The sequence below is a fragment of the Stenotrophomonas sp. I18B00994 genome, assembly GCF_014145825.1.
Taxonomy (GTDB): domain Bacteria; phylum Pseudomonadota; class Gammaproteobacteria; order Xanthomonadales; family Xanthomonadaceae; genus Stenotrophomonas; species Stenotrophomonas maltophilia.
Window position 1 is genome coordinate 64,440 of the sequence record NZ_JACIUW010000007.1, and the last position, 23,391, is coordinate 87,830.

General features: G+C 67.9%; 20 protein-coding genes. 14 read left to right on the forward strand and 6 right to left on the reverse strand.

Going from position 1 to position 23,391, the window contains the following annotated elements; translation table 11 throughout:
• Positions 1–291 precede the first annotated feature (291 nt).
• From H4O10_RS09485 to H4O10_RS09495, 3 genes are all read right to left on the reverse strand, one after another.
• Positions 292–2,202 carry a CocE/NonD family hydrolase gene (locus tag H4O10_RS09485; RefSeq protein ID WP_005413777.1) on the reverse strand — a complete coding sequence of 637 codons (1,911 nt, stop codon included), beginning with the start codon at positions 2,200–2,202 and terminating at the stop codon, positions 292–294.
• A gap of 221 nt (positions 2,203–2,423) precedes the next feature.
• Positions 2,424–2,810, reverse strand: coding sequence for a DUF4440 domain-containing protein (locus tag H4O10_RS09490; RefSeq protein ID WP_012480582.1), 387 nt, complete (start codon positions 2,808–2,810; stop codon positions 2,424–2,426).
• Positions 2,810–4,168 (reverse strand): MFS transporter, encoded by a 1,359-nt coding sequence (locus tag H4O10_RS09495; RefSeq protein WP_012480583.1) that lies wholly within the window; start codon positions 4,166–4,168, stop codon positions 2,810–2,812. The genes H4O10_RS09490 and H4O10_RS09495 overlap by 1 nt, the downstream gene beginning before the upstream one ends.
• Positions 4,169–4,273: 105 nt before the next feature.
• On the opposite strand from H4O10_RS09495, the gene H4O10_RS09500 reads away from it, so the two are divergent.
• On the forward strand, positions 4,274–5,170 hold the full coding sequence (locus H4O10_RS09500) for a LysR family transcriptional regulator (RefSeq protein ID WP_005410042.1): 897 nt from the start codon (positions 4,274–4,276) through the stop codon (positions 5,168–5,170).
• A gap of 101 nt (positions 5,171–5,271) precedes the next feature.
• Here the strand turns inward: H4O10_RS09500 and H4O10_RS09505 are convergent, their stop codons facing one another.
• Positions 5,272–8,067 carry a glycoside hydrolase family 3 C-terminal domain-containing protein gene (locus tag H4O10_RS09505; protein ID WP_080047705.1) on the reverse strand — a complete coding sequence of 932 codons (2,796 nt, stop codon included), beginning with the start codon at positions 8,065–8,067 and terminating at the stop codon, positions 5,272–5,274.
• 337 nt (positions 8,068–8,404) lie between these two features.
• On the opposite strand from H4O10_RS09505, the gene H4O10_RS09510 reads away from it, so the two are divergent.
• Together H4O10_RS09510 and H4O10_RS09515 are read left to right on the forward strand one after the other, a co-directional pair.
• Complete coding sequence (locus tag H4O10_RS09510) at positions 8,405–8,839, forward strand: glyoxalase/bleomycin resistance/dioxygenase family protein (RefSeq protein WP_005410044.1); 435 nt, start codon at positions 8,405–8,407, stop codon at positions 8,837–8,839.
• 289 nt (positions 8,840–9,128) lie between these two features.
• Positions 9,129–9,833 carry an AraC family transcriptional regulator gene (locus tag H4O10_RS09515; protein WP_044570441.1) on the forward strand — a complete coding sequence of 235 codons (705 nt, stop codon included), beginning with the start codon at positions 9,129–9,131 and terminating at the stop codon, positions 9,831–9,833.
• Between the two features lie 9 nt (positions 9,834–9,842).
• Here the strand turns inward: H4O10_RS09515 and H4O10_RS09520 are convergent, their stop codons facing one another.
• A complete protein-coding gene (locus H4O10_RS09520) occupies positions 9,843–10,721 on the reverse strand; it encodes a sterol desaturase family protein (protein ID WP_012480586.1) in 879 nt (292 codons plus the stop codon).
• 142 nt (positions 10,722–10,863) lie between these two features.
• On the opposite strand from H4O10_RS09520, the gene H4O10_RS09525 reads away from it, so the two are divergent.
• From H4O10_RS09525 to H4O10_RS09555, 7 genes are all read left to right on the forward strand, one after another.
• On the forward strand, positions 10,864–11,814 hold the full coding sequence (locus H4O10_RS09525) for a LysR family transcriptional regulator (protein ID WP_181453421.1): 951 nt from the start codon (positions 10,864–10,866) through the stop codon (positions 11,812–11,814).
• Between the two features lie 92 nt (positions 11,815–11,906).
• The gene (locus tag H4O10_RS09530; protein WP_012480588.1) at positions 11,907–12,557 is read left to right on the forward strand and encodes a DsbA family protein; all 651 of its coding nucleotides are present in this window, start codon (positions 11,907–11,909) and stop codon (positions 12,555–12,557) included.
• A 35-nt stretch (positions 12,558–12,592) separates the two neighbouring features.
• Complete coding sequence (locus H4O10_RS09535; RefSeq protein WP_012480589.1) at positions 12,593–13,600, forward strand: cyclase family protein; 1,008 nt, start codon at positions 12,593–12,595, stop codon at positions 13,598–13,600.
• A 220-nt stretch (positions 13,601–13,820) separates the two neighbouring features.
• Positions 13,821–14,435: a translesion DNA synthesis-associated protein ImuA gene (imuA, locus tag H4O10_RS09540; RefSeq protein WP_005413787.1), complete on the forward strand. Its 615-nt coding sequence runs from the start codon at positions 13,821–13,823 to the stop codon at positions 14,433–14,435.
• Positions 14,436–14,444: 9 nt separating this feature from the next.
• Complete coding sequence (locus H4O10_RS09545) at positions 14,445–15,854, forward strand: DNA polymerase Y family protein (RefSeq protein ID WP_005410052.1); 1,410 nt, start codon at positions 14,445–14,447, stop codon at positions 15,852–15,854.
• A 6-nt stretch (positions 15,855–15,860) separates the two neighbouring features.
• On the forward strand, positions 15,861–18,971 hold the full coding sequence (locus H4O10_RS09550) for an error-prone DNA polymerase (protein WP_012480590.1): 3,111 nt from the start codon (positions 15,861–15,863) through the stop codon (positions 18,969–18,971).
• Between the two features lie 191 nt (positions 18,972–19,162).
• A complete protein-coding gene (locus H4O10_RS09555) occupies positions 19,163–19,669 on the forward strand; it encodes a hypothetical protein (RefSeq protein ID WP_005410054.1) in 507 nt (168 codons plus the stop codon).
• Positions 19,670–19,701: 32 nt separating this feature from the next.
• Here the strand turns inward: H4O10_RS09555 and ptsJ are convergent, their stop codons facing one another.
• Entirely contained in the window at positions 19,702–20,988 is a 1,287-nt protein-coding gene (ptsJ, locus tag H4O10_RS09560; RefSeq protein WP_005413790.1) for a transcriptional regulator PtsJ, read from the reverse strand.
• A 76-nt stretch (positions 20,989–21,064) separates the two neighbouring features.
• Here ptsJ and H4O10_RS09565 point away from each other — a divergent pair, with 76 nt between their 5' ends.
• The 4 genes from H4O10_RS09565 (at position 21,065) to H4O10_RS09580 (ending at position 23,358) form a co-directional block, all read left to right on the forward strand.
• Positions 21,065–21,838, forward strand: coding sequence for a YggS family pyridoxal phosphate-dependent enzyme (locus H4O10_RS09565; RefSeq protein WP_005413791.1), 774 nt, complete (start codon positions 21,065–21,067; stop codon positions 21,836–21,838).
• Positions 21,835–22,536 (forward strand): glutamine amidotransferase, encoded by a 702-nt coding sequence (locus H4O10_RS09570; protein ID WP_005410057.1) that lies wholly within the window; start codon positions 21,835–21,837, stop codon positions 22,534–22,536. Before H4O10_RS09565 ends, H4O10_RS09570 begins: the two co-directional genes overlap by 4 nt.
• Positions 22,533–22,757, forward strand: a complete 225-nt coding sequence (locus tag H4O10_RS09575) for a hypothetical protein (RefSeq protein ID WP_005410058.1) — start codon at positions 22,533–22,535, stop codon at positions 22,755–22,757. The genes H4O10_RS09570 and H4O10_RS09575 overlap by 4 nt, the downstream gene beginning before the upstream one ends.
• Positions 22,758–22,851: 94 nt before the next feature.
• Positions 22,852–23,358: a hypothetical protein gene (locus H4O10_RS09580; protein WP_044571410.1), complete on the forward strand. Its 507-nt coding sequence runs from the start codon at positions 22,852–22,854 to the stop codon at positions 23,356–23,358.
• Positions 23,359–23,391 lie beyond the last annotated feature (33 nt).

Below are 23,391 nucleotides of genomic sequence, written 5' to 3' on the forward strand. Positions count from 1 at the left end.
CCCGCCTGAATCGACCTGCGATGGCTCCGCTCTGGTGGGTCTCGACCTTGGTCGATCAGCATGCCATTGCCCAGCCTTGGTAGGTGTCGACCTTGGTCGACACGCTCCTGCGCCATCGCGGATGCCGGCCAGCGGCCGGCACTACCGCAGCCGCCTGAATCGACGTGCCATGGCCCAGCCTTGGTAGGTGTCGACCTTGGTCGACACGCTCCTGCGCCATTGCGGATGCCGGCCAGCGGCCGGCACTACCCCAGCCGCCGGGTATCGCACACCCGGCGGATCTCACTAACCTCAATACACCGGCAGATCGATGTAGCTCGCCTGCGCCGCGCTGTGCCAGACCCGCTGCGTGGCCTTCTGGTAATCGCCTGGCTTGGCCAGGTAGATGTTCGGCACGTAGGTCTGCGGGTTGCGGTCGTACAGCGGGAACAGGCTGGACTGCACCTGCACCATCACCCGGTGGCCCTTCTGGAACGTGTGGTTGGCGTTGGGCAGGTCGAAACGGTACGGCAGCACTTGGTTCGCCGCCAGCGGCTTCGGATCGCTGAAGCTCTCGCGGTAGCGGCCACGGAAGATCGCCAGCGACACCGGCAGCTCGTAGCCACCCATCTCCGGCGTCGACGCTTCCTGGTCCGGATACACGTCGATCAGCTTCACCACCCAGTCACTGTCGGTGCCACTGGTCGAGGCCTGCAGGTGCACTACCGGCGCGCCGCCGATGCGCAGCGGCGCGGTCAGCGGTTCGGTGATGAAGGTCAGCACGTCCGGGCGACCATCGACAAAGCGCTGGTCCTTGACCAGCCAGGTGGTCCACATGTCGCGGTCACCGAAGCGGACCGGACGCGGCACGAACGGCACCGGCTTGGCCGGGTCGGACACGTACTCCTCGAAGTCGCCCTCGCCCGCCGCCGGCGCCTGGAATGCCAGCTTGCCGCCGGCCCGCAGGTACAACGGCTTGCTGCTGGCAGCACAGCCCTTGTCGCAGCTGCGCGGCCAACCCTTCAGGCGATCCCAGTGGTTTTCGCCAGTGTTGTAGACCAGCACCGGCGGCGTGTCCGCCTTCGGCGCACCGTCCACCAGATACTGGTCGAAGAACGGCTTGAGTACATCACGGCGGAACTGCAGCGCGGTATCGCCATCGAACTTCAGCGCGCCCAATTCGCTGCCGCTGTAGTTCACCTGGCTGTGCCGCCACGGCCCCATCACCAGGTAATTGCGGTTGTTGCCGCTGTCGCGCCCTTCCATTGCCTGGTAGGCGTGGTTGGCGCCCCACATGTCCTCCTGGTCCCACAGGCCCTGCAGCCACATGGTCGGCACCTTCAACGGTGTTTTCGCCATCACCGCGTCCAGCGCCTGACCCTGCCAGAAGCCGTCATAGGCCGGGTGCTCGACCAGCTTCTTCCACCAGGTCAGCTGGTCCACGCCGGTGAAGCGCGCGTAATCGCCAGCCGAACCGATCCGCAGGAAAGTGCTGTAGTCGTCATAGCCGAGGCTGGGCAGCGGCGTACCCTTGCCGCGCTTCTCGGTCTGCATCGCGAAATAGTTGAAGTTGACCTGGCGGAACGCACCGTAGTTGAGCCAGTCGTCGCCCATCCAGCCATCGACCATCGGGCTCTGCGGTGCGGCCACCTTCAGCGCCGGATGCGGGTCGGTCAGCGCCATCACCACGGTGAAGCCCTCGTACGACGAGCCGAGCATGCCGACCTTGCCATTGCTCTCCGGCACGTTCTTCACCAGCCAGTCGATGGTGTCCCAGGCGTCGGTGGAGTGGTCGACTTTGGTGTTGTTCAACGGCCCGCGCAACGGCCGGGTCATCACGTAATCGCCTTCAGAGCCGTACTTGCCACGGATGTCCTGGAACACGCGGATGTAACCGCCGTCGACGAACACCTCGTCGCCCTGCGGCAGCAGGTCGCGCATGCGCGGCGAATCACTGCGGCTGGCGCGGCCAGCGGCATCGTAGGGCGTGCGGGTCAGCAGGATCGGGGCATTGCGGGCGCCCTTGGGCACCACGATCACCGTATACAGCCTGGTGCCATCACGCATCGGCACCATCACCACGCGCTTGTCGTAGTCACGACCGACATCGGGGGCAACGAAGGGCTTGCCGCTGATGTCCGGGGTCATCGGCGGGGTATCGGCGGCCAGCACGGTGCTGGACAGGCAAAGGGCAATGGCTACAGCGACGGCACGCACACGCATGGACAACCCCTCCCGGCAGGAAAGCCTCAAGCCTACTCCTGCCTTGAGCCGTGAGGTGTGGGCGGGCTTTGCATTCTGCGGCGGATGCAGGCAGGACTGATGGCACATGTGCCCGCGGTGCCGCCGCGCTCGCCAACGACCGGTAGTGCCGGCCGCTGGTCGGCAACTTCATGATCCTGGGGCGCGTTACGCGGTTGCCGGCCAGCGGCCGGCACTGCCGGTCAGGCCATCGGCACTTCGTGCAACGCAAGCCAACGCCAACGCCCCTGCTCCTGGCGCAGCACCGCCAGCGACTCTCGCCATGTGGGCCGGCCGCCATCGAGCGAATGCCCTTCGCGATAGCGCAGCACCGCCAGCGGTGACAGCGCATCCACCGCCTGCACGGCTTCGATGGAAATCTGCAGCCCTGGACGCGCGCCATGACCACCCGCGAACAGTGCCTGCACGGCATTCCGGTCCAGTCTGCGACCCGCGATGCCGACCATGCTGAAGTCCGCGCAGAAATGCGCCATCAGATCGTCCAGCGCATCGGCGCCGACATCGGCACGGAACCAGGCCTGCAGCTTGTCGTGCAGGTGGTGGACTTCATGTTCTGCGGTGATATCCATCAGGCATTCTCAGGTTGCGAAAGGGAAACAGAGTGCGAGTGGCGCAACAGCGCCATCGGCAACAGCGTCATTGCGGCGGCCAGACCCAGAGCCACGCTGGTGGCGCGTGCTGGCAGCCACTGCATGGCCAGCGCCAGCAACAGCGCAATGGCGGCAGTACCAAGGCAGAAACTGAGCTGACGGTTGAGGTTCCAAAGGGCACTGGCATCGCCCAGCGCTTCACCCTCCACGCCGTGGAAAGCCAGCGTCTGCGCGGTACTGCTGCACAGGCTGCCACCGGCGCCCATCAGCGCGAACAGCAGCCCGGCCAACGCGAAGGCCGGCTGCGGCAGCATCGCCATCAACAGCAGGCCGCTGGCCTGCAGGATCATTCCCATACGCAGTACCGTGGCCGGGCCGAAGCGCGCCAGCAGGCGCTTGCTGGCCGTGATCGCAATGGCCGAGGCCAGCGCCCAGGGCAGCATCAACGCGCCGATGCGTGCCGCGCTGTAACCGGCCTGGTGCAGCTGCAGGGTACTGACCAGCTGACTGCCGATGAACACACCGGGCACTGCCAGATAGACCAGCATCGCCAGGCGCAGGCCCCGATGGGACAGCAGCGACCAGCGCAGCAGGGGCTGCGTCTGCTGCCGTGCATGCCGCAGGTGTGCCGCCGCCAACAGCATTGCGATCAACAGCATTACGGCACCGGCGGCCCGATGGCCGGGTTCACCCAGCCAGGTCAGCGCCAGCAGCAACGCGCCCAGCGCCAGCATCGCGGTAGACAGCGCATAGGCCTGCAGGCGCGGCGCACTGCGCGCGCCATCGGCCGGCATCCAGGCCAGCACCAGCCCGATCGCCACCACGGCCGGCGGCAGGCTGGCCCAGAGCACACCGCGCCAGGACAACCACTGCACCAGCAGCCCACCGAGCGCGGGCGCCAGTGCCGGCACCAGCAGCGCCACCAGCAGGATGCGGCGGGTCAGCGCGCCACGCTGGTCGGACGTGCATTGTCGGTACGCTGCCGCCTGTGCCACCGGAATCAGCAGGCCACCGGCCAGCCCCTGCAGCAGGCGCCAGCCCAGCAGCCAGCCGATACCCGGTGCGGCGCCGGCCAGCACAGCGGCAACCGCGAACAACAGCAACGCCACCAGCAGCAGGCGACGCTCACCACAGCGCGCGGCCAACCAGGGCGCCAGCGGAATCACCACGCTCAGGCCCAGCATGTAGGCGGTGCCCACCCAGGCCAGGGTACCGACATCAGCGTGCAGTTCCGCTGCCAGTGCCGGATAGGCCACCGTGGCGATGAACATGTTGACCAGATCCAGGGCGAACGCCAGCAGGAAGATCGCCTCATGGCGCAGGCGGGGGGACGGCATCGGCGGCGCTCCAGCAGGGAAGCGGCCAGCATGCCGTGCGGGCCTTGTTGGAAAAACACGACAGCAACTGCAACACTGTCAAATCCACTTTGACAATGAATTGCCATGGTCAGCCTCGATCGCTTCGATATCTTCCGCGCCGTGGTCGAGGCCGGCAGCCTCACCGCAGCAGCTGATCGGCTCGGCCTCAGCCGCGCGGTGGTCAGCTTCAACCTGAAGCGGCTGGAGCAGGAGCTGGGCGTGACCCTGCTGTTGCGCAGTACCCGCCACCTGGCCCTGACCGAGGCCGGCGAACAGTTCCTGCAGCACTGCGTGCAGGCGTTGGACGCCGCACAGGCAGCGATCGATGCCGCGCGCCGCGACCAGCACCAGCTTCAGGGCGTGCTGCGCCTGACCACCACGCCGGAGTACGCCCAGCTACGCTTGATTCCTGCGCTGGAGGCGTTCCGTGCGCGGCACCCGGCGCTGCAGCTGCACCTGTCCACGTCTCCCGCGCCGGCGGACCTGATTCCCGAGCGCTTCGACCTGGCGATCCGTCTTGGCCGTCTGCCGGATTCGGGCCTGCACGCCAGCGAACTGGAACGCCATCCACTGTGCCCCGTGGCGGCTCCGTCCCTGCTGGCACGCCTGCCCTCTGCCGATGCTGCCGACGACCCCGTGCAGCTGGGCACCCTGCCCCGCCTCGGCTACCCGCGCCTGGCCGACGTGCCGGTGGTGGCGCCGGATGGCAGCGACGCCCTGTTTGCCACCAACCCGGGCAATGCGGTGGTGCGCGTAGATGGTGCCAGCAGCCTGCGTGCCTTCGCCGTGGCCGGCGCCGGGGTCACCGTGCTGCCACGCTGGCTGATCGAGGACGACCTGGCCCAGGACCGGCTGCGCCCGGTGCTGCGCCAGCACCGCTTCCCGCAGCAGAGCGTATACGCGGTCTACCCGCACAGCACGCAGCCCTCACCGAAGGTGCGGCAGCTGATCGATTTCCTGCGCGGGTGGTTTGGCAAATGAAAAAAGGGGACGGAGGGGATTAAGTCGTTTGTGCATAAACGACTTAATCCCCTCCGTCCCCTTTTTCAGACACGGCCCTGTGCGGGCCGTGTCTTCAGGCATCAGCGCAGCACCTGCTCCACCAGCTGCACGTCCACGCTCTGCAGCGGCTCGGCCGCATTGCGGGACAGCTGCACCTGGTAGGTGCCGCTGTCGATCTTCCACTGGCGCGCCTGTGCATCGTAGTGGGCCAGGGTCTTCGGCTCGGCTTCGATGCGGATGCGGCGCTGTTCGCCCGGCTGCAGGTTCACCTTGTCATAGCCGATCAGGCGGATCGGCGTGGTGCTGCCGGCCGGAAGCTTCAGGTACAGCTGGGCCACGTCGGCACCGGCACGCTTGCCGGTGTTGCGGATGTCGACGCTGGCGACCAGGCGCGAGCCCTCCACGCTCACCTTCAGGTTCTCATAGGCGAATGAGGTGTAGGACAGGCCATGGCCAAAGGAGAAGGTCGGGGTCAGACCCTTGGCCGCCATCCACTTGTAGCCGACGTTGGCGCCTTCGATATCGAAATCGAACACATCACCAAACGGCTTGGCCGGCTTGAAGCCGAGGCCGTCGATGTGCGGGCGTGGCAGCTGCGATTCGTCCGTCACCCAGGTCACCGGCAGGCGGCCGGACGGATTGACCTGGCCGGTCAGCAGCGCGGCAATGCCTTCGCCACCGCGGATGCCCGGATACCAGGCCTGCAGCATCGCCGGCACCTGCGCCAGCCACGGCGTGCGCACCGGGCCGTTGGTTTCCAGCACCAGCACGGTCTTCGGGTTGGCCTTGGCCACTGCCGAGATCAGGGCATCCTGGTTGTCCGGCAGCTGCATGTCCGGCAGGTCCACCGATTCGGCGGCCCACTGGGTGGCGAACACGATGGCCACGTCAGCCTGCGCGGCGGCCTTGGCCGCAGCGGCGGCATTGATCCCGTCCACATACTCGATGGTCGCGTCCGGGCGCGCCGCACGCAGCGATTCCAGCGGCGAGGACGGGTGGAAGATCACCGGGCCCGGCCAGGTGGTCGGCATCACGCCCGGCACCGCATTGGTGCCCTTTGCGGTCACGCCCACCATCGACGAACCACCGCCACCGATCACGCCCTTGTCGGCATGGCCACCGATGATGACGATGCGCTTCACGCTGTCGGCCAGCGGCAGCAGGTTGCCCTCATTGCGCAGCAGCACGCTGCCCTCTTCCACCGTGCGCTGGGCAACGGCGAAGCCGGCCTCGGCATCGACCTTCTGGTGCTGCGGCGGGTTGTCGAAGCTGCCATGCAGGAACATCGTGCGCAGGATGCGCGCCACCATGTCGTTCAGGCGCGCCTGCGGCACCACGCCACCGTGCACGGCCAGGCGCAGCGGTTCGTCGAAGAACACCGCCGCGTCGAACACTTCACCGGCCGACTGCTGATCGAGGCCGGCCAGCGCCGCCTTCGAGCCACTGTGCACGCCACCCCAGTCGGACATCACGAAACCGGGGAACTTCCATTCCTGCTTCAGCACCTGGTTCATCAGGTAGCCGTTCTCGCAGCCGTAGGTGCCGTTGATCTTGTTGTACGAGCACATCGCCACGCCCGGGCGACCGGCTTCCAGCGCGATCTCGAAGGCCAGCAGGTCCGACTCGTGCATGGCCTGTTCGCCGATGCGCACGTCGTGGAAGTTGCGGCGGGTCTCCATGTCGTTCAGCGCGAAGTGCTTCATCGAGGAGATCACGTGCTGGCTCTGCACGCCCTGGATCAGCGCGCCAACCATCGAGCCGGCCAGCAGCGGATCTTCACCGGCATATTCGAAGTTGCGGCCGTTGCGCGGGTCGCGCTGCAGGTTGACGCTGCCCGACAGCAGGATATTGAAGCGCTGCTGCCATGCCTCGCGACCCATCGTGGCGCCACCGGCGAAGGCGACTTCACGGTTCCAGCTCGATGCGGTGGACGGGCCCGACGGCATCGCCGTGGCGAAATCGCCCGGGCGGATGCCACCCGGATTGGTCACGCCGACGCCGGCATCGGCCGATTGCTGCGACGGAATGCCCAGCCGCGCCACGCCCGGCACGAAACCGGCCGAACCGACTGCGCCTTCCGGCAGCGGGCCACCGTCCTTGCCCAGCCCGAAGTAGCTGTGCAGCATCTGGAACTTCTCATCCTCGGTCATCGCCTTCAGCAGCAGCGCAGCGCGCGCGTCGGCGTTGAGGGTGGTGTCCATCCACGGCCTGTCGCCATGCGTGTCGGCGGCGTAGGCCAGGGTCAGCAGGGTGGCGCGCAGGGTACTGCCTTCCACCTTGAACGGCGCACTGCTGGCGGCCTGGAAGCCATCGCTGAAATAGCTGGCATCGGCTTCCAGCGCGACACGCGCCGGATCGAAGCCTGCGGCCTTGGCCGATTCACCGGCCACCGCGCCGAGCAGCACCGCCGGTGCACCCAGCCGCGAACGGGTGACCAGCGCTGGCAGCTGCGCCGCACCTGCACCGGCATCGGTATAGACCGCCACGGTGTGGCGGCCGTCGTCCAGGCGCAGGTAGTTCAGGCCCGGCTGGTCGGGGCCGGATTCAGCGGCGATCGGCAACCGGGTCAGCACGGCCTGGCCGCGCTGGGTCTGGCCATCATCCTTGCCGGCAGCAATGAAGCGGTACGCGTAGCCCAGGCCATCGGCCAGCACCTGCAGCGGATCGACCTGGCCGATGCCGCGCTGCACCTGGCGCACGCTCACCGCGTCCACCTGCAGGGTCTTCAGCTGGGCGGCCAGGGCCGGCATCGCCTCGGCGGTCGGGGCCTGTTCCAGGGTCAGCACAGTGAACGCGGCGGGGTCGGCCCAGGCCGGGGCGGCCAGTGCGGCAGACAGGGCCAGGGACAGTGCAAGCGGCTTTGTAAACGTTTTCATCGGCAGGCGTAATTCCGTTGCCAAGGCAATCGGTCCAGGGAAAGTGCCGCCGAAGGGTGCAGCGTTCATGCCGCGCAGGGGTTGCCAGGCAACGTCCCGCAGGCCGATGGACGGGCCGGTCTGCGCGCGGGACCCTCCTCCCGGCGTGACAACCTGCCTGCCCGGGCCGCGCAGGGCGACCCAATCCTGTGAAGATTGTGCGAGGGCGTTCACACCTGTCAACAGGACCTAAGTCACAGGGGCAACCCGGCCAGCGGTTATCAGGCCATCACCGGCGGTCATCAGCGCGCCGCGCGAGGCTGCCGATAATGAGGGTCCCTGGCCACGAACCGAGCCCATGACCGTCCATCGCGACTTCGACCATCTCTGGCGCGACCGCTGTGACACCTCCAGCCAGCGCGCGCCGCGCGTGTTGATCCGGGTGTTCGTGGCCCCGGGGGAGTTGGAGCGCAGCGTGGCGTTCTACGAGCAGCTGCAGGGTGTGGTGGCCGATGCGGGGTTCCCGTTTCCGGAGGCCGGGCTGCGTCTGGCGATGGTCGGTGCGTTCCTGTTGATCGAGGGCAGCGAGACGGCGCTGGCGCCGTTCACTTCGACCACGGGGACACTGCTGGTCGATGACGTTCGGCCCTATCACGACAAACTGGTCGCGGCTGGCGCCGAGATCATCTTCCCGTTGCAGGTGGTACCCACCGGGGCGGCGTTCAACGCGGTGCATCCCGATGGCACGGTGGTCGAGTACGTGCATCACCGGCCGGATCCGCACGGCCGGTGAGGGTGCGCCCGGCACCCGCGGTAGTGCCGGCCGCTGGCCGGCAACCTCAGAAGCAACAGCCGAAGCAAAAGCGGGCTTCCTGTGGGATGGCGGGGTGGGTCCGGCTGCGGGGGACGCTGCAAGTACGTCCATGTAAGCTCGGTCGCGCCATCCATGGCGCTCACGCCCCCGCCAACGGACCCACCCCGCCTTAGACAATTTCTCGCAACCTGCAGTAGATCCACGCCATGCATGGATGCTCTTCGTTTCATTGTCGAAATATTTGATTTCGATGGAGATTCATCCACGCATGGCGTGGATCTACAATCCCTCCATGTCCTCCCCCTCCCTACCCTGGAATGGCACGTTGCAGCTGGATGCTCACGTGGCCGTGCTGCAGGGCCATGCCGGTGGCAGCGCCTCGCATGCGCACTACGCCCATCAACTGCTGTTGAGCGACGGTACGCCCTGGCAGATCGAAGTCGATGGCGTACGGCAGCAGGGCCAACGGCTGTGGCTGCCGTCCTTCCAGACGCACGCGATTCTGTCGGCGCCGGAAGCGGGCTGTACGGTGTTCCTTGAGCCGGCGCATGCCGACCTCGAACAGATCCAGCAGCACCTGCACGCGCTGCCGGGCACTGCGATGGAACTGCACGACTGGCTGCCACGGTTGAGCCGCCCACAGCCGCTGGACCGCCGCGTGCAGGCGGCGTTGGCCCGTATTGCCCAGCACCTGCCCGGCCCGGTGCCGGCCGCCGATATCGCCGAGGCGGCGCACCTGTCGACCAGCCAGCTGCACCGGCGTTTCCAGTCCGAGCTGGCAGTGACCCTGCGCGGCTGGGTGCTGTGGCAACGGTTGCGCCGCGCGCTGATGCATCATCTGAGCGGTCACAACCTGACCGACAGTGCGCATGCCGCTGGATTCGCCGATCTGGCCCATCTCTCGCGCAGCCTGCGCGGCATGTTCGGCATCGGTGCCGCGCAGCTGCAGGGCCTGCAGCTGCACGCGGCCTGACATGTTCAATCATTCGCGCCTGCGCAGGCCTTCCGGCAACTCCGGCACCTCGCCATGCGGCAGTTCGCGGAACGGTGCCAGCAGCTGCCCCGGATAATCGCGCGGATAGTCCGGTTGGCTGCCGATGCCAAGGTCGCGTTGCTGCAGCCGATAACCCGGCGCATCGAAGGCGGTCCCCAGCAGATGGTCCCAGGCGGTCAGGAACAGGCCGAAGTTGACGTCGCCCGCGGTGCCGTAACGCATGTGGTGGAAGCGGTGCAGCGGCGCCCAGGCCATCACCCGACCCAGCACGCCGGGACGCATGTCCACGTTGGAGTGCTGCAGCAGCAGCTGGATGGCAATGGCGAAAGCCAGCACCGCAGCCACCGGCATCGGCAGGCCCAACAGCAGCAGCGGCAGCACGCCGCCCACCGCTTCGGCCGCCTGATGCAGCGGGTGTTTCATCAGCCCGTTGAAGCCGTACATGCGGGTGACGCTGTGGTGCACCGCATGCAGCCGCCACAACCAGCCGATGCGATGGCTGGCGTAGTGCACCAGGGTGATGCCCAGATCAGCGCAGACGATGGCCAGCAGCACCTGCAGCGCGAATGGCCACTGCACCGGCCACAACTGCCACGGAATGATTGCCGCCAGCAGCGGCACCGCCGCGATCGACAGCAGGTTCAGGCTTTCGTTGACCAGTGCATGCAGGCTGTCACGCAGGCTGTCGCCGTGGTCGTGGTTGAACGCGGGGTCGTACGGCCAGGCACGCTCGGCGGCGAACGAGACCGCGATGGCGGCCGCCAGCAAGGCCAGCAGCCACAACGGATCACCGTGGCAATGGCCGACCCAGACGACGGCAGTGGCAACGAAGCCCAGCAGGAACAGCGGGGCATACAGGCGGAGCATCCAGTGCTTCATGGGCAACCCGGAAAGTGAGGGGCCTGCATGCTGGCGCCGCGTATGGGGTGCTGGCTTGAACAAACAGCGCAACCCGCACGCACCGGGTAGAAGCCGACCTTGGTCGGCGCCGCGTTTCCCACATCCACGCATGGCGCGGCTCTACAATGGCGCCCTCATCGCGCCCGGGGCCGGCATGGATTCCTTCAACCTGATGCGTGCCTTCCGCCGCATCGTCGAACGCGGCGGGCTGGCCCGCGCTGCCGAAGACCTCGGCATGTCGCCCGCCGGCCTGAGCAAACAGCTGCGCACGCTGGAAGCGCATCTGGGCGTGGTACTGCTGCAGCGGACCACGCGGCGCATGAGCCTGACCGAGACCGGCCACGCCTATTACCGCGAATGCTGCCGCCTGCTCGACGAGCTGGACGCATTGGAACGCGGCATCGCCGAACAGCGCGGCGACGTGGCCGGGCGCCTGCGCGTGAACGCGCCGCAGTCGTTCGCACTGAGCACGCTGTCGCCGCTGCTGCCACGCTTCCTGCAGCAGCATCCGCAGCTGTCGTTGGATCTGGTGATGGAAGATCGCCTGCTCGATGCAGTCGGTGAGGGTTTCGATGTATCGCTGCGGCTGCGTGCCGAGCTGGATGATTCACGCCTGGTGGCGCGCCGGCTGGCGTCGCTGCAGCAGGTGCTGTGCGCGGCCCCGTCCTACCTGCGGCAGCATCCGGCACCGCAGGCGGTGGACGATCTGCAGGCGCACAGCGTGCTGGCCTACAGCCTGTCCGACTCGCCCGGCAGCTGGCCGCTGCTCGGCCCCGATGGCCAGGTGACGATCACCCTGCCGGCGCGCGTCACCGTCAACAACAGCCTGCTGCTGCGCGACCTGCTGGTGGCCGGCATGGGCATCGGCGCCCTGCCCTCGTTCCTGGCGGCACCGGCACTGGCCCGTGGCGAACTGCAGCAGGTGCTGCCCGACCACCGCTATCCGCCACGCTTCGTGCATGCGGTCTACCCCACCTCGCGCCACCTGCAGCCCAAGGTGCGTGCCTTCATCGATTTCCTGCACGCCGAGCTGCCCGGCTGCGCCGGCCTGGATTCGTAACCGCCAGCGAAAACTGGGCTGCCCGCGGCGTGCTGTTTCGGCCACGCCGCGCTGCCTAATCTGCCGCCTCCCCTCTCACCGATGGCAGGCAGATGTCTTCCGTTCCTTCCCCCGCCACCGCCGCGCCGGTGGTCGATTTCTTCCACGACGTGGTCTGCGGCTGGTGCTTCGTGCTGGCCCCGCGCCTGCAGCAGGTCTCGGCCGAACTCGGCATCCAGGTGCGCCACCGCAGCTTCGTGCTGCAGGACTCGCGCGCGCAGATGGTCGAGGTGTTCGGCTCGATGGAGCGCGCCAAGGCGATCATCCTGCGCCACTGGACCGACTGCGCCGCGCATGAAGACACCGCGCGCATCGATATCGAAGGCATGCGCGCACAGGACTTCGAGTATCCGTCCGGCTGGCTCGGCGCACTGGCCTGCCAGGCCGCCGGCATGCTCGGTGGCAACGACGCCCATGGCGCGATGTTTGATGCCGTGCAATGGGCGCACCTGCACCAGCACCGCAACATCGGCGACGCCGAAGTACTGCTGGATATCGCCGAATCGCTGGGCCATCCACGTGGCGCCTTCGCTGACCACATGCGCAGCGACGCAGTACGCCAGCGCGTGCAGGCCGATCGTGCCGAAGCCGCTGCCCTCGGCATCCGTTCCATACCCACCGTGATCGGCGGCAACGGCCTGCGCCTGCAGACCCTGCCGCTGCCACACCTGCGCCAGGCCCTGGCGCCTTTGGTCGCGGCCTGAGCCGCACCCTCCCCCACCCTGCAAGGAGATTCCCCATGACCCCACGTACCCTGGCCACCGCGCTGGCCCTGCTGCTGGCCGGCACCGCCGCTTCCACCACCGTGTCCGCACACGAACGCGTTCCCTCCGGCCAGCAGGTCGGCACCAGCCCCTGGGGGCCGAAGGACGAGATCGGCCGCCTCAACCTGATCACCGAAGCCTCGCGTGCGGCGATCCTGTCACGGGTCAGCGGCGGCAAAGCCTATGACCTGGCCACCGAATACTACGTCGGCATGCCCAGCTGGCAGGATGCCGGCGACCCGCACTACCAGTTCTGGATGACCCACACCCCGCGCGGCACGGTGATGGACGACCCGATGGGCGTGGGCGAGACCATGAACCTCACCCGCAGCTACACCGGCACCGCATTCTCGATGTACAGCCACACCGGCACCCACATCGATGCGCTGAACCACTTCGGCATCCACGGGAAGATCTGGAACGGCTTCGAGGCCGACAAGCACCTCGGCGACCGTGGCTGGAATGTCACCGGCATCGAGAAGTTCCCGCCGCTGATCGCGCGTGGCGTGCTGATCGACGTGGCCGCCGCCAAGGGCGTGGACATGCTGCCTGACAGCTACCGCGTCACCCGCCAGGACCTGAAGGATGCGCTGGCACGCCAGAAGGTGAAACTGCAGCAGGGCGACGTGGTGCTGATCCGCACCGGCCGCATGCGCCTGTTCGAGCAGCCCAGGGCCTACATGGCCAACCCGCCGGGCATGGGCCTGGACGCGGCACGCTTCCTGGTCGAGGACAGCGGCGCGATGATCGTCGGTGCCGACAACCTCAGCTTCGAGACCTTCCCCTCGGAGGTGTCCGACGACTACGTGCCGCTGCACACCTACCTGCTGGCCCAGCAGGGCGCGCCGATCATCGAGCTGGTGGCGCTGGACGAACTGGCCCGCGACAAGGTCTACGAGTTCGCCTTCATCGGCGGCCCGCTGAAGATCCGCGGCGGCGATGCCGCGCCGCTGCGCCCGGTGGCGCTGCCGGTGCGCCCGTAACCAGGGCCTGTGGGTGCCGACCTTGGTCGGCACTCCTTTACCCCCTTCAGCAACCTGAAACCGGACCCTCCGATTTCATTAGTAATTCTACTCACAAAACGAGTAGCATGTCTGGTCTCAGCCCCTGATACCGGCCCGTCGATACTCGCGCCATGCCCGCTGTTTCCGCCCGTTCCTGCCGTTTCCAGCCCGCCCGGCGCCTCCCCTGGAGGGCCGGCTGATGGGTGCCGTCGTCGCCCTCGACCGGCTGCTGGACGGGCGCCAGCTGTGGCGCGGCCCGGCCCGCCAGGGGCCGGCCAGCGACCACCTGGCCAGCGGCCACCCGGCACTGGACGCACGCCTGCCCGGCGGTGGCTGGCCCACCAGCGGGCTGTGCGAGGTACTGCAGGCGGCGCCCGGGGTGGGTGAGCTGGCGCTGGTCTGGCCGGCGCTGGCCAAGCTGAGCCTGCGCGACCGCCCGATCGTGCTGGTCGCCCCGCCCTATCGCCCGCATGCCCCGGCCTGGGCGGCAGCCGGGCTGGACCTGGCCCAGCTGCAGATCATCCACGCAGCGCCGAAACAGGCGCTCTGGGCCACCGAGCAGTGCCTGCGCTCTGCCGCCTGCGCGGCGGTGCTGTGCTGGCCGCACCAGGCCGACGACCGCGCCCTGCGCCGGCTGCAGGTCGCCGCCGACAGCGGCCAGTGCCTGGGCTTCGTGTTCCGCGAGGCGCAGGCGGCGCGCAATCCCTCTCCGGCCAGCCTGCGCCTGCAGCTCGACCACGGCCAGGTGCGGGTGCTGAAGTGCCGAGGCGGCCTGCCGCCGGCGCAGCCGTTGCCGCTGGCCATCGCCCACTGAGGCCGCGCCATGCACTGGGCCTGCCTGTTGTTGCCGCAGCTGGCGCTGGACAGCGTGCTGCGCCTGCAGCCGGATCCGCAGCGCCCACTGGTGCTGCTGCAGGGGCCGGCACAGCGTCGCGTACTGCGTGCGGTCAGCCCGTCGGCACGCGCAGCGGGGCTGCGCCCGGGCATGCTGCTGTCGGCTGCGCAGGTGCTGGTGCAGGACATGCACCTGCACGATTACGATCCCAACGCCGAACAGCACACCCGGCAGCTGCTGGCCAGCTGGGCCTACGCCTACAGCTCGCAGGTCAGCCTCGATTTCCCGCATGCACTGGTGCTGGAGATCGGCGCCAGCCGCGCCCTGTTCGGTGACTGGCTGACGATCCAGCAGCGGCTGCGCAACGAACTGCACGAACTCGGCTTCCGTCACCGTCTGGTGGCCGCACCTACCCCACATGCCGCGCGCGTGCTGGCCAACGTCCACGACGGCCTCGGCATCGATGCACAGCAACTGCCGGCGGCGCTGGCGCAGTTGCCCCTGCCGCGCTGCGGCCTGCCCAACGAGGCGGTGACGGTGCTCGGCCGCTCCGGCCTGCGCACGCTGGGCACAGTGCTCGAGCTGCCGCGCGACAGCCTGGCCCGGCGCTTTGCCCCCGAGGTCCTGCAGCAGCTGGATGCACTGCGTGGGCTACCCACCGCGCCACTGCGCTACTACCAGCCACCGGACCGTTTCGATGCACGCATCGAATTCGAGTACGAGATCGAATCCAGCCAGGCCCTGTTGTTCCCGCTGCGTCGCCTGCTGCTGGACCTGGCCGCGTTCCTGTGTTCGCGCGATGGCGGCGTGCAGCGCTTCGACCTGCATTTCGAGCACGATCTGCTGCCGGCCAGCGTGCTGACCATCGGCCTGCTGGCACCGGAACGCGATCCCGCGTTGCTGTTCGAGATCGCGCGCAACCGCATGGAAGCGTTCGCCCTGCCGGCCGGCAGCCGCGCACTGCGCCTGCAGGCCGAACAGCTGCCACCGTTCGTGCCCGCCGCGCGCGACCTGTTCGACACCCGGCCGGCACAGGCGATGCCCTGGAACCAGCTGCGCGAGCGCCTGCGCGCGCGGCTGGGCGATGACGCCGTGCAGCCGCTGGCGGTGCAGGCCGACCATCGCCCCGAACGCGCCAGTGGCAGCCAGCCCGCAGCCAAGCCTCCGTCGTACTGGCCGCTGCGCCCTGGCTGGTTGCTGGACACCCCGCAACCGCTGCGTGATCCGCGGCTGCGCATCGTCACCGGGCCGGAGCGGATCGAATCGGGCTGGTGGGACCAGGCCGACGCGCGCCGCGACTACTACGTGGTGGAAACCGCACACGGCCAGCGCGGCTGGGCTTTCCGTGAGCGCAACGATCCGCATGCGCCGTGGATGCTGCACGGCTGGTTCGGCTGAGCCGCCATGTACAGCGAACTGCCCGGCTACGCCGAACTGCACTGCCTGTCGGCCTTCAGTTTCCAGCGCGGCGCTTCGATCGCCGAAGAGCTGTTCGCGCGCGCCGCCGGCCAGGGCTACCGCGCGTTGGCGATCACCGACGAATGCTCGCTGGCCGGCATCGTGCGTGCCTGGCAGGCGGCGAAGGCGCATGGCGTGGCGCTGATCGTCGGCGCCGAATTCCAGGTCGAGGACGGACCCAAGCTGGCCCTGCTGTGCACCGACCAGGCAGCCTATGCCGGGCTGTGCCAGTTGATCACTACCTGTCGGCGGCGCGCGGCCAAGGGCGAGTACCGTTGCCTGCGCGAGGACCTGCTCGGCCTGCCCGACGGCCTGCTGTGCCTGTGGCTGGACCGGCAACCGGCCGCCACCGACCTGGAACTGCTGCGCGCCGGCTTCAATGATCGGCTGTGGCTGGCGGTGGAACTTCACCACGAGCACGACGACGCACGCCGCCTGCAGCAGCTGCAGGCCTTCGGCGAACGTCACCGCCTGACGCTGGTCGCCAGTGGCGATGTGCACATGCACGTGCGACGCCGCCGCGCCCTGCAGGACACGCTGACCGCGATCCGCCATCGTTGCAGCGTGGCCGAAGCCGGCTGGCGCCTGTTTCCCAACGGCGAGCGCCACCTGCGCCCGCGCACCGCGCTGGCCCAGCTGTATCCCGCCGAACTGCTGGCCGAGACCCTGCGCATCGCCGAACGCTGCCACTTCACCCTGGAACAGCTGCAGTACACCTATCCACGCGAGCTGGTGCCGGAGGGGCATGACCCGGACAGCTGGCTGCGCGAGCTGGTCGAAGAAAAGATTCCCTGGCGTTGGCCAGAAGGCATCAAGGACGCACAGCGCAAGCAGATCGAACATGAGCTGGCGTTGATCCGGGAGAAAAACTACGCCTCCTACTTCCTTACCGTGCATGACATCGTGCGCTTCGCCCGCAGCCAGGACATCCTCTGCCAAGGGCGTGGCTCGGCGGCCAATTCGACGGTGTGCTTTGTGCTGGGCGTGACCGAGATCGATCCTGCGCGCAGCAATCTGTTGTTTGAACGCTTCATCTCCGCCGAGCGCAATGAGCCGCCGGACATCGACATCGACTTCGAGCACGAGCGCCGCGAGGAAGTGCTGCAGTACGTGTTCAAGCGCTATGGCCGCGAGCGCGCCGCACTGACCGCAGTAGCAATCAGCTACCGTGGCCGCAGCGCGATCCGCGACGTGGCCCGTGCGCTCGGCCTGCCGATGGACCAGGTCAACGAACTGGGCGCGGCAATGGATCATTGGGGCGGCAACATCCCACTGCCGGAAACCCTCCGCGAGCGCGGTTTCGATCCGGACACACCCTTGATGCGGCGGCTGCTGGCATTGACCGCCGAGCTGATCGACTTCCCACGCCACCTGTCTCAGCATCCGGGTGGTTTCGTCATCTCCGAGCATCCGCTGTCGACCCTGGTGCCGGTAGAAAACGCGGCGATGGCCGACCGCACCGTTATCCAGTGGGACAAGGACGATCTGGATGCCACCGGCCTGATGAAGGTCGACTGCCTGGCGCTGGGCATGCTCACCGCCATCCGCAAGTGCCTGGCGATGCTGAAACAGCATGGCCTGCATGAAGGACGCATGGATGCGATCCCCGATGAAGACGGCCCGACCTACGACATGATCTGCGCCGCCGACACCATCGGCGTGTTCCAGATCGAGTCGCGCGCGCAGATGGCGATGCTGCCACGCATGCAGCCACGCGAGTTCTATGACCTGGTGATCGAGGTGGCGATCGTGCGACCCGGCCCGATCCAGGGTGACATGGTCCATCCCTACCTTGAGCGGCGGCGGATCCTGCGCGAACAGGGACCGGACGCGTTGAACGACCCGGACAATCCGCTCTACCCACCACAGCTGGAACGCGTGTTCGCACGCACGCTGGGCGTGCCGCTGTTCCAGGAACAGGTGATGCAGCTGGCAGTGGAAGCAGCTGGTTATGAACCCGGCGAAGCCGATGCATTGCGCCGCTCGATGGCCGCCTGGAAGCGTCGTGGCGGCTTGGAACCGCATCGCGAAAAGCTGCTGACGGGCATGTTGAAAAACGGCTTCAGCCTGGAATATGGCGAGCACCTGTTCGAGCAGATCAAGGGGTTCGGTGATTACGGTTTCCCGGAAAGCCACGCGGCCAGCTTCGCCCTGCTCACCTATGCCAGCTGCTGGCTGAAGTGCCATCACCCCGCCGCGTTCACCGCCAGCCTGATCAACAGCCAGCCGCTGGGCTTCTACAGCCCCGACCAGCTGCTGCAGGACGCGCGCCGGCACGGCATCCGCGTGCTGCCGGTGGACGTGCGCCACAGCGACTGGGACTGCACCCTGGATTTCAGCAGGGGCGCGGCCGCGATCCGGCTCGGCCTGCGCCTGGTCGATGGCTGCAACGAGCCCGACGTGCAGGCCATCATGCGCGAACGTGCGCGGCGCCCGTTCGACGATGTGGGCGACCTGTGCCAGCGCACCGCCCTGGACCGCCGCCAGCAGGGCCTGCTGGCCGATGCCGGTGCGTTGCGTGGGCTCAGTGGCCATCGCCATCGTGCACGCTGGGATATCTCCGGCGTGGAAAACCGGCTGCCGCTGTTCGACCAGGCCCGCGCCACCGCCGAAGCCCGCGTGCCATTGCCGCTGCCCAGCGCATGGGAGGACATGCAGGCCGATTACCGCAGCACCGGCACCACCCTTGGCCGCCACCCGATCTCGTTCCTGCGTGCGCAGCTGCGCAGCCGTGGCTGTCTGGATGCCGCACAGCTGGTGGACCACGGTCATGGCCGTCGCGTGCGTATCGCCGGCCTGGTACGCATGCGCCAGCGCCCGCAGACCGCCAGCGGCGTCACCTTCCTCACGCTCGAAGATGAGACTGGCATGGTCAACGCCGTGGTCTGGCGGCACCTGGCCGATCGCCAGCACCGGGTACTGGTCGATACCCAGCTGATGCAGATCGATGGCCGCCTGGAACGCGTCGATGGTGTGCAGCATGTCATCGTGCAGCGCATGCACTGCCTGGATGAGCTGCTGCAGGGACTGCGCAGCCACAGCCGCGATTTCCACTGACGCCGGGAATCACCGCGTAACGGCCACTGGGTGATGTCGAGCAGGTAGAGGTAGAGTCGACTGTCAGTCGACTTGCGCGCGCCAGCGCGGGAATCTCCGTGATCTGATCGAACAGCAGTCGACTGACAGTCGACTCTACCCATCCCCTTTTGCATCCGCTATCGTCGGCACATCCAAGGAAGGACCACCCGATGCCCCGTGCGCTGCTGCTGACCACACTGGTGGTCTCCACCCTCGCCCTGCTTGTTTCCGGCTGGACCGCCTGGAACCTGCATCGCAGCCAATCGCCACAGCGCATCATCGAAGCACGCGGCCTGGTCATCCACGATGCAAGCGGCCAGCCGCGGGTGATCCTCGGCGCACCGGTCCCCGACCCGCTCAGCCAGGGCCGCACCCAGGGGCCGCGCGCCACCGCCCTGTCTGGCCTGATCCTGCTTGGCCCCGACGGTTCCGAGCGTGGTGGTTATGGCACCAGCGACCGCGGCGGCGAAGCCCTGCTCACCCTCGACGATGCCACCGGCACTACCGAAGTATTCAAGGTCGTCGCCAACCCGGATCGCGGCGCCAGCCTGATGGTCAAGCACCAGAACAACACCGGCGCCATGCTCACCTCCTGGCAGGGCAAGCCGGAGCTGATGTTCGTCGATGACAGCGGCCAGTCCTACTACGTGCGCCCTGGCGCCAACGCCGCGCCCTGATCGGCTTCTGTAGCGTCGAGCCATGCTCGACGCTACACCCCGCACACGGCCGCCAGGTCATCGGCCAGCTGCCGCAGCTGCGTCGTCCCCAGTGCCGCACAGGTGATGCGCAGGCCATGTCCCGGCGCCGCCACCGCGAACACTTCGCCCGCCCGCACATGCCATCCGCGCGAAGCCAGTGCCAGCACCTGAGGATGGCTGTCAGCCGACAACGGCAGCCACAGGTTCAATCCCTCCATTGGCAGCGGCGTCGGCATGCCACGCGCGCGCAGCAACTCCTGCAGCGACTGCAGGCGCTGCTGGTAACGCTCACCTGCCGAGGCGATCTTCGCCCGCTGCGTTGCCGACGCCAGCACCGACGTCGCCGCATCCTGCAGCAGATGACTGACCCAGCCGGTGCCAGACGCCAATCGCAGCCGCAACCGCATCGCGGTTTCTTCATCGCAGGCCAACCAGGCCAGGCGCAGGTCGGGGCCGAGCGGTTTGGACAACGAACGCAACAGCGCCCAGCGCCGGCCATCCAGCGGCAGTACCGAGTGGTAGGCCTGCTGCGAAAGCAGCGCGTAATGATCGTCGACCAGCACCGCCACCTGCGGGTAGGCCGCCAGCAGCTGGCGCAACGCCCGTGCCCGCTTCGCATCCAGGCTGGCCCCGGTCGGGTTGTGCGCACGCGGGGTCAGCAGCACCGCGCGTGCACCGGCCTCCAGCGCCTGCCGAAGTGATTCGACCTGCATGCCATGCGCGTCCACCGCCACCGGCAACGGCGCGTGGCCCACGGCATTGAGCACATTGAGGCTGCCGAGGAAGCACGGATCCTCCACCGCGATGCGATCCCCCGGCAGCAGCCAGGCCGCCAGCAGGCGTTCAATGCCATCGACCGCGCCATGGGTCAGCTCCAGCGCATAACCCGCCGGGCAGTCCGCATCCAGCGAGGCGCGCGCCAGCGCCTGCAACCTCGGGTCGACCGTGCCCACGCCATACAGCCGCGGTGCGGCCGGGGCCAGGCGCAGGTTCGGCAGCAGGCGCGGATCCGGATTGCCACCGGCCAGGTCCTGCAGCGCCAGCCCGGGCGTACTGCCCTCGCGCGCCAGCGGCGGCGGCAGGCCACGCACCACCGTGCCGCGGCGGCCCGCCGTGCTGGCCAGGCCCGCCGCATCCAGGCGCTTGTAGGCAGCGGCCACGGTGTTGCGGTTCACGCCCAGCTGCTCGGCCAGTTCACGCACCGGCGGCAGCACGCTGCCGGCCGGCAAGCGGCCCTCGCCGATGCCCTCACGGATGCTGTCGAAGATCGACTCGGCACTGTGCCCGGTGATTTTCATTTTGTCCTATGCCAAAATATCTCTTGTCCTGTGCCAGTGTATCCCACCCTGGCCGCCCTGCATTGGAGGTGCCCGCATGCCCCTTGCCGCCGCCGACTGGCCCGTCGCCCAGTCCGTTGAACAGATCGCCGCCAACCTGGTCACGGTGCGCCAACGCATCGCCGATGCCTGCGCCCGCGTCGGCCGGGACCCGGCCAGCGTGCGCCTGCTGCCGGTCAGCAAGACCGTCGATGAAGCCCGCATCCGCATGGCGGTGGCCGCAGGCTGCCACGAACTTGGCGAGAACAAGGTGCAGGAGGCACAACGCAAGGCCGAAGCGATGGCCGACCTGGGCGTGCACTGGTCGGTGATCGGCCATCTGCAGACCAACAAGGCGCGCTACGTGGCACGCTTTGCCAGCGAGTTCCAGGCGCTGGACAGCCTGCGCGTAGCCGAGGCCCTGCAGCAGCGCCTGCAACTGGAAGAGCGCACCCTGGATGTGTTCGTGCAGGTCAACACCTCGGCCGAACCCAGCAAGTACGGACTGGAACCCGACGCGGTCGAGGCCTTCGTGCAACAGCTGCCAGCCTTTGATCGCCTGCGCGTGCGCGGCCTGATGACCCTGGCCATCTTCACCCCCGACGTCGAGCGCGTGCGCGCCTGCTTCGTGCGCCTGCGCGAACTGCGCGACCAGCTGCAACGCACCGCCCCGCCCGACCTGGACCTGTCGCAGCTGTCGATGGGCATGTCCGGTGATTTCGAAGTGGCCATCGAGGAAGGTGCCACCGTGGTCCGCGTCGGCCAGGCCATTTTCGGCGCCCGCGCCACCCCGGACAGCTTCTACTGGCCGAACAGCGGAGCCCCGGCATGAAGCACGCGGTTGTCCTGCAGCACGTTGGCTTTGAAGACCTCGGCACCCTGCAGCCACTGCTGTTGGCGCAAGGCTGGCAGCTGCAGCTGCTGCAGGCCGGCGTCGATGCGCTCGATGACGCCGAAACCGCCGACCTGCTGGTCGTGCTGGGCGGTCCAATCAGTGCCAATGACACAGGGACCTACCCCTTCGTCAACGACAGCATTGCCCTGCTGCAGCGCCGGCTGCAGCGGCAGCGGCCCACCCTCGGCATCTGCCTGGGTGCACAGCTGATGGCGCGCGCACTCGGTGCCAGTGTCGCTCCCAGTGGTGGCAAGGAAATCGGCTTTGCGCCACTGCTGCTGACCGATGAAGGCCAGCGTTCTCCGCTGCAGTCCCTGCAGGGCATTCCGGTACTGCATTGGCATGGTGAGGCGTTCGAACTTCCGGCCGGTGCACGCCGCCTGGCCAGTACGCCGGCCTGCCGTCACCAGGCGTTCGCCATCGGCAGCCACGCATTGGCCCTGCAATGCCATCCGGAACTGGACGCCCGCCAGTTCGAGCGCTGGCTGATCGGCCACACGCTGGAGCTGGCCCAGGCCGGCATCGATCCCAACGACCTGCGTGCGCAGGCGCGTCGCTATGGCGCACCGCTGGCTGCGGCCGCCACCGCGATGTTCGACCATTGGCTGCAGGACCTGCCGGAGACACCGCAATGAACTACCGATTGCAGATCCACCGCGATGGCGCCCACTGGGGCCACTTCGACTGCAGCGGCCCCGATGCCCTGCAACGCATGGACGCCATTGCCGCACAGCTGCCTGCCGATCAGGGCTTCCAGCTGAAACGGCAGAAAGGTGTCGGCGAAGAGCGCATCCTGTCCAGCAATGCCGATGGCCTGCGGGTACTGGCTTCGCAGATCCAGTACCGCGACATCTGACCCGATGGTGGTGCCGGCCGCTGGCCGGCATCCGGATCTGCCGGCCAGCGACCGGCACTACCGCGGCTGTTCGCCCGCGTGCAAAGCTTCACGCATGTTAACCCTGCATCGCGGCAACCACCACGGACTGCTCATCGCCCCGCGCTGGCCCTCCACCCGCATCCAACTGGAAGAAGAGGTACTGCAACGCCTGCTCGACGCGCAGGCGATGCTGCCTGCCGGGTTGCGCCTGCTGCTCACCCGTGGCTTCGAACCCGGCCACAGCCGTCTCGACGGCTTCCGCCGCGCGGTACGACGGCTCGGCATCGCAGCATTCCGCACCTGCTACCCGCAACGCCGCGATGAGATCGATGCCATCTTCGGTGCCAACGGCCACGACATCGATGGCCGTCATGTCGATGTCTCACTGGTACTGCACGGCAAGCGGCTGCGGCTGCTGCCCCTGGGCGTGTTCACCCCACTGCGCTGGCAGGATCGTCGCGTTGCCCGTCATTCCGAAGCCGTCGCGCAGGTGAAGCGCAGCCTGCAGCAGTGCGGCTTCGAGCTGCATCACAACGCCACCGAAGCCCTGCAGATCCACTGCGACTATCGCCCGCGCTGACGCCGCGGTCACCCATGCGTGCCGTGCCTCGCG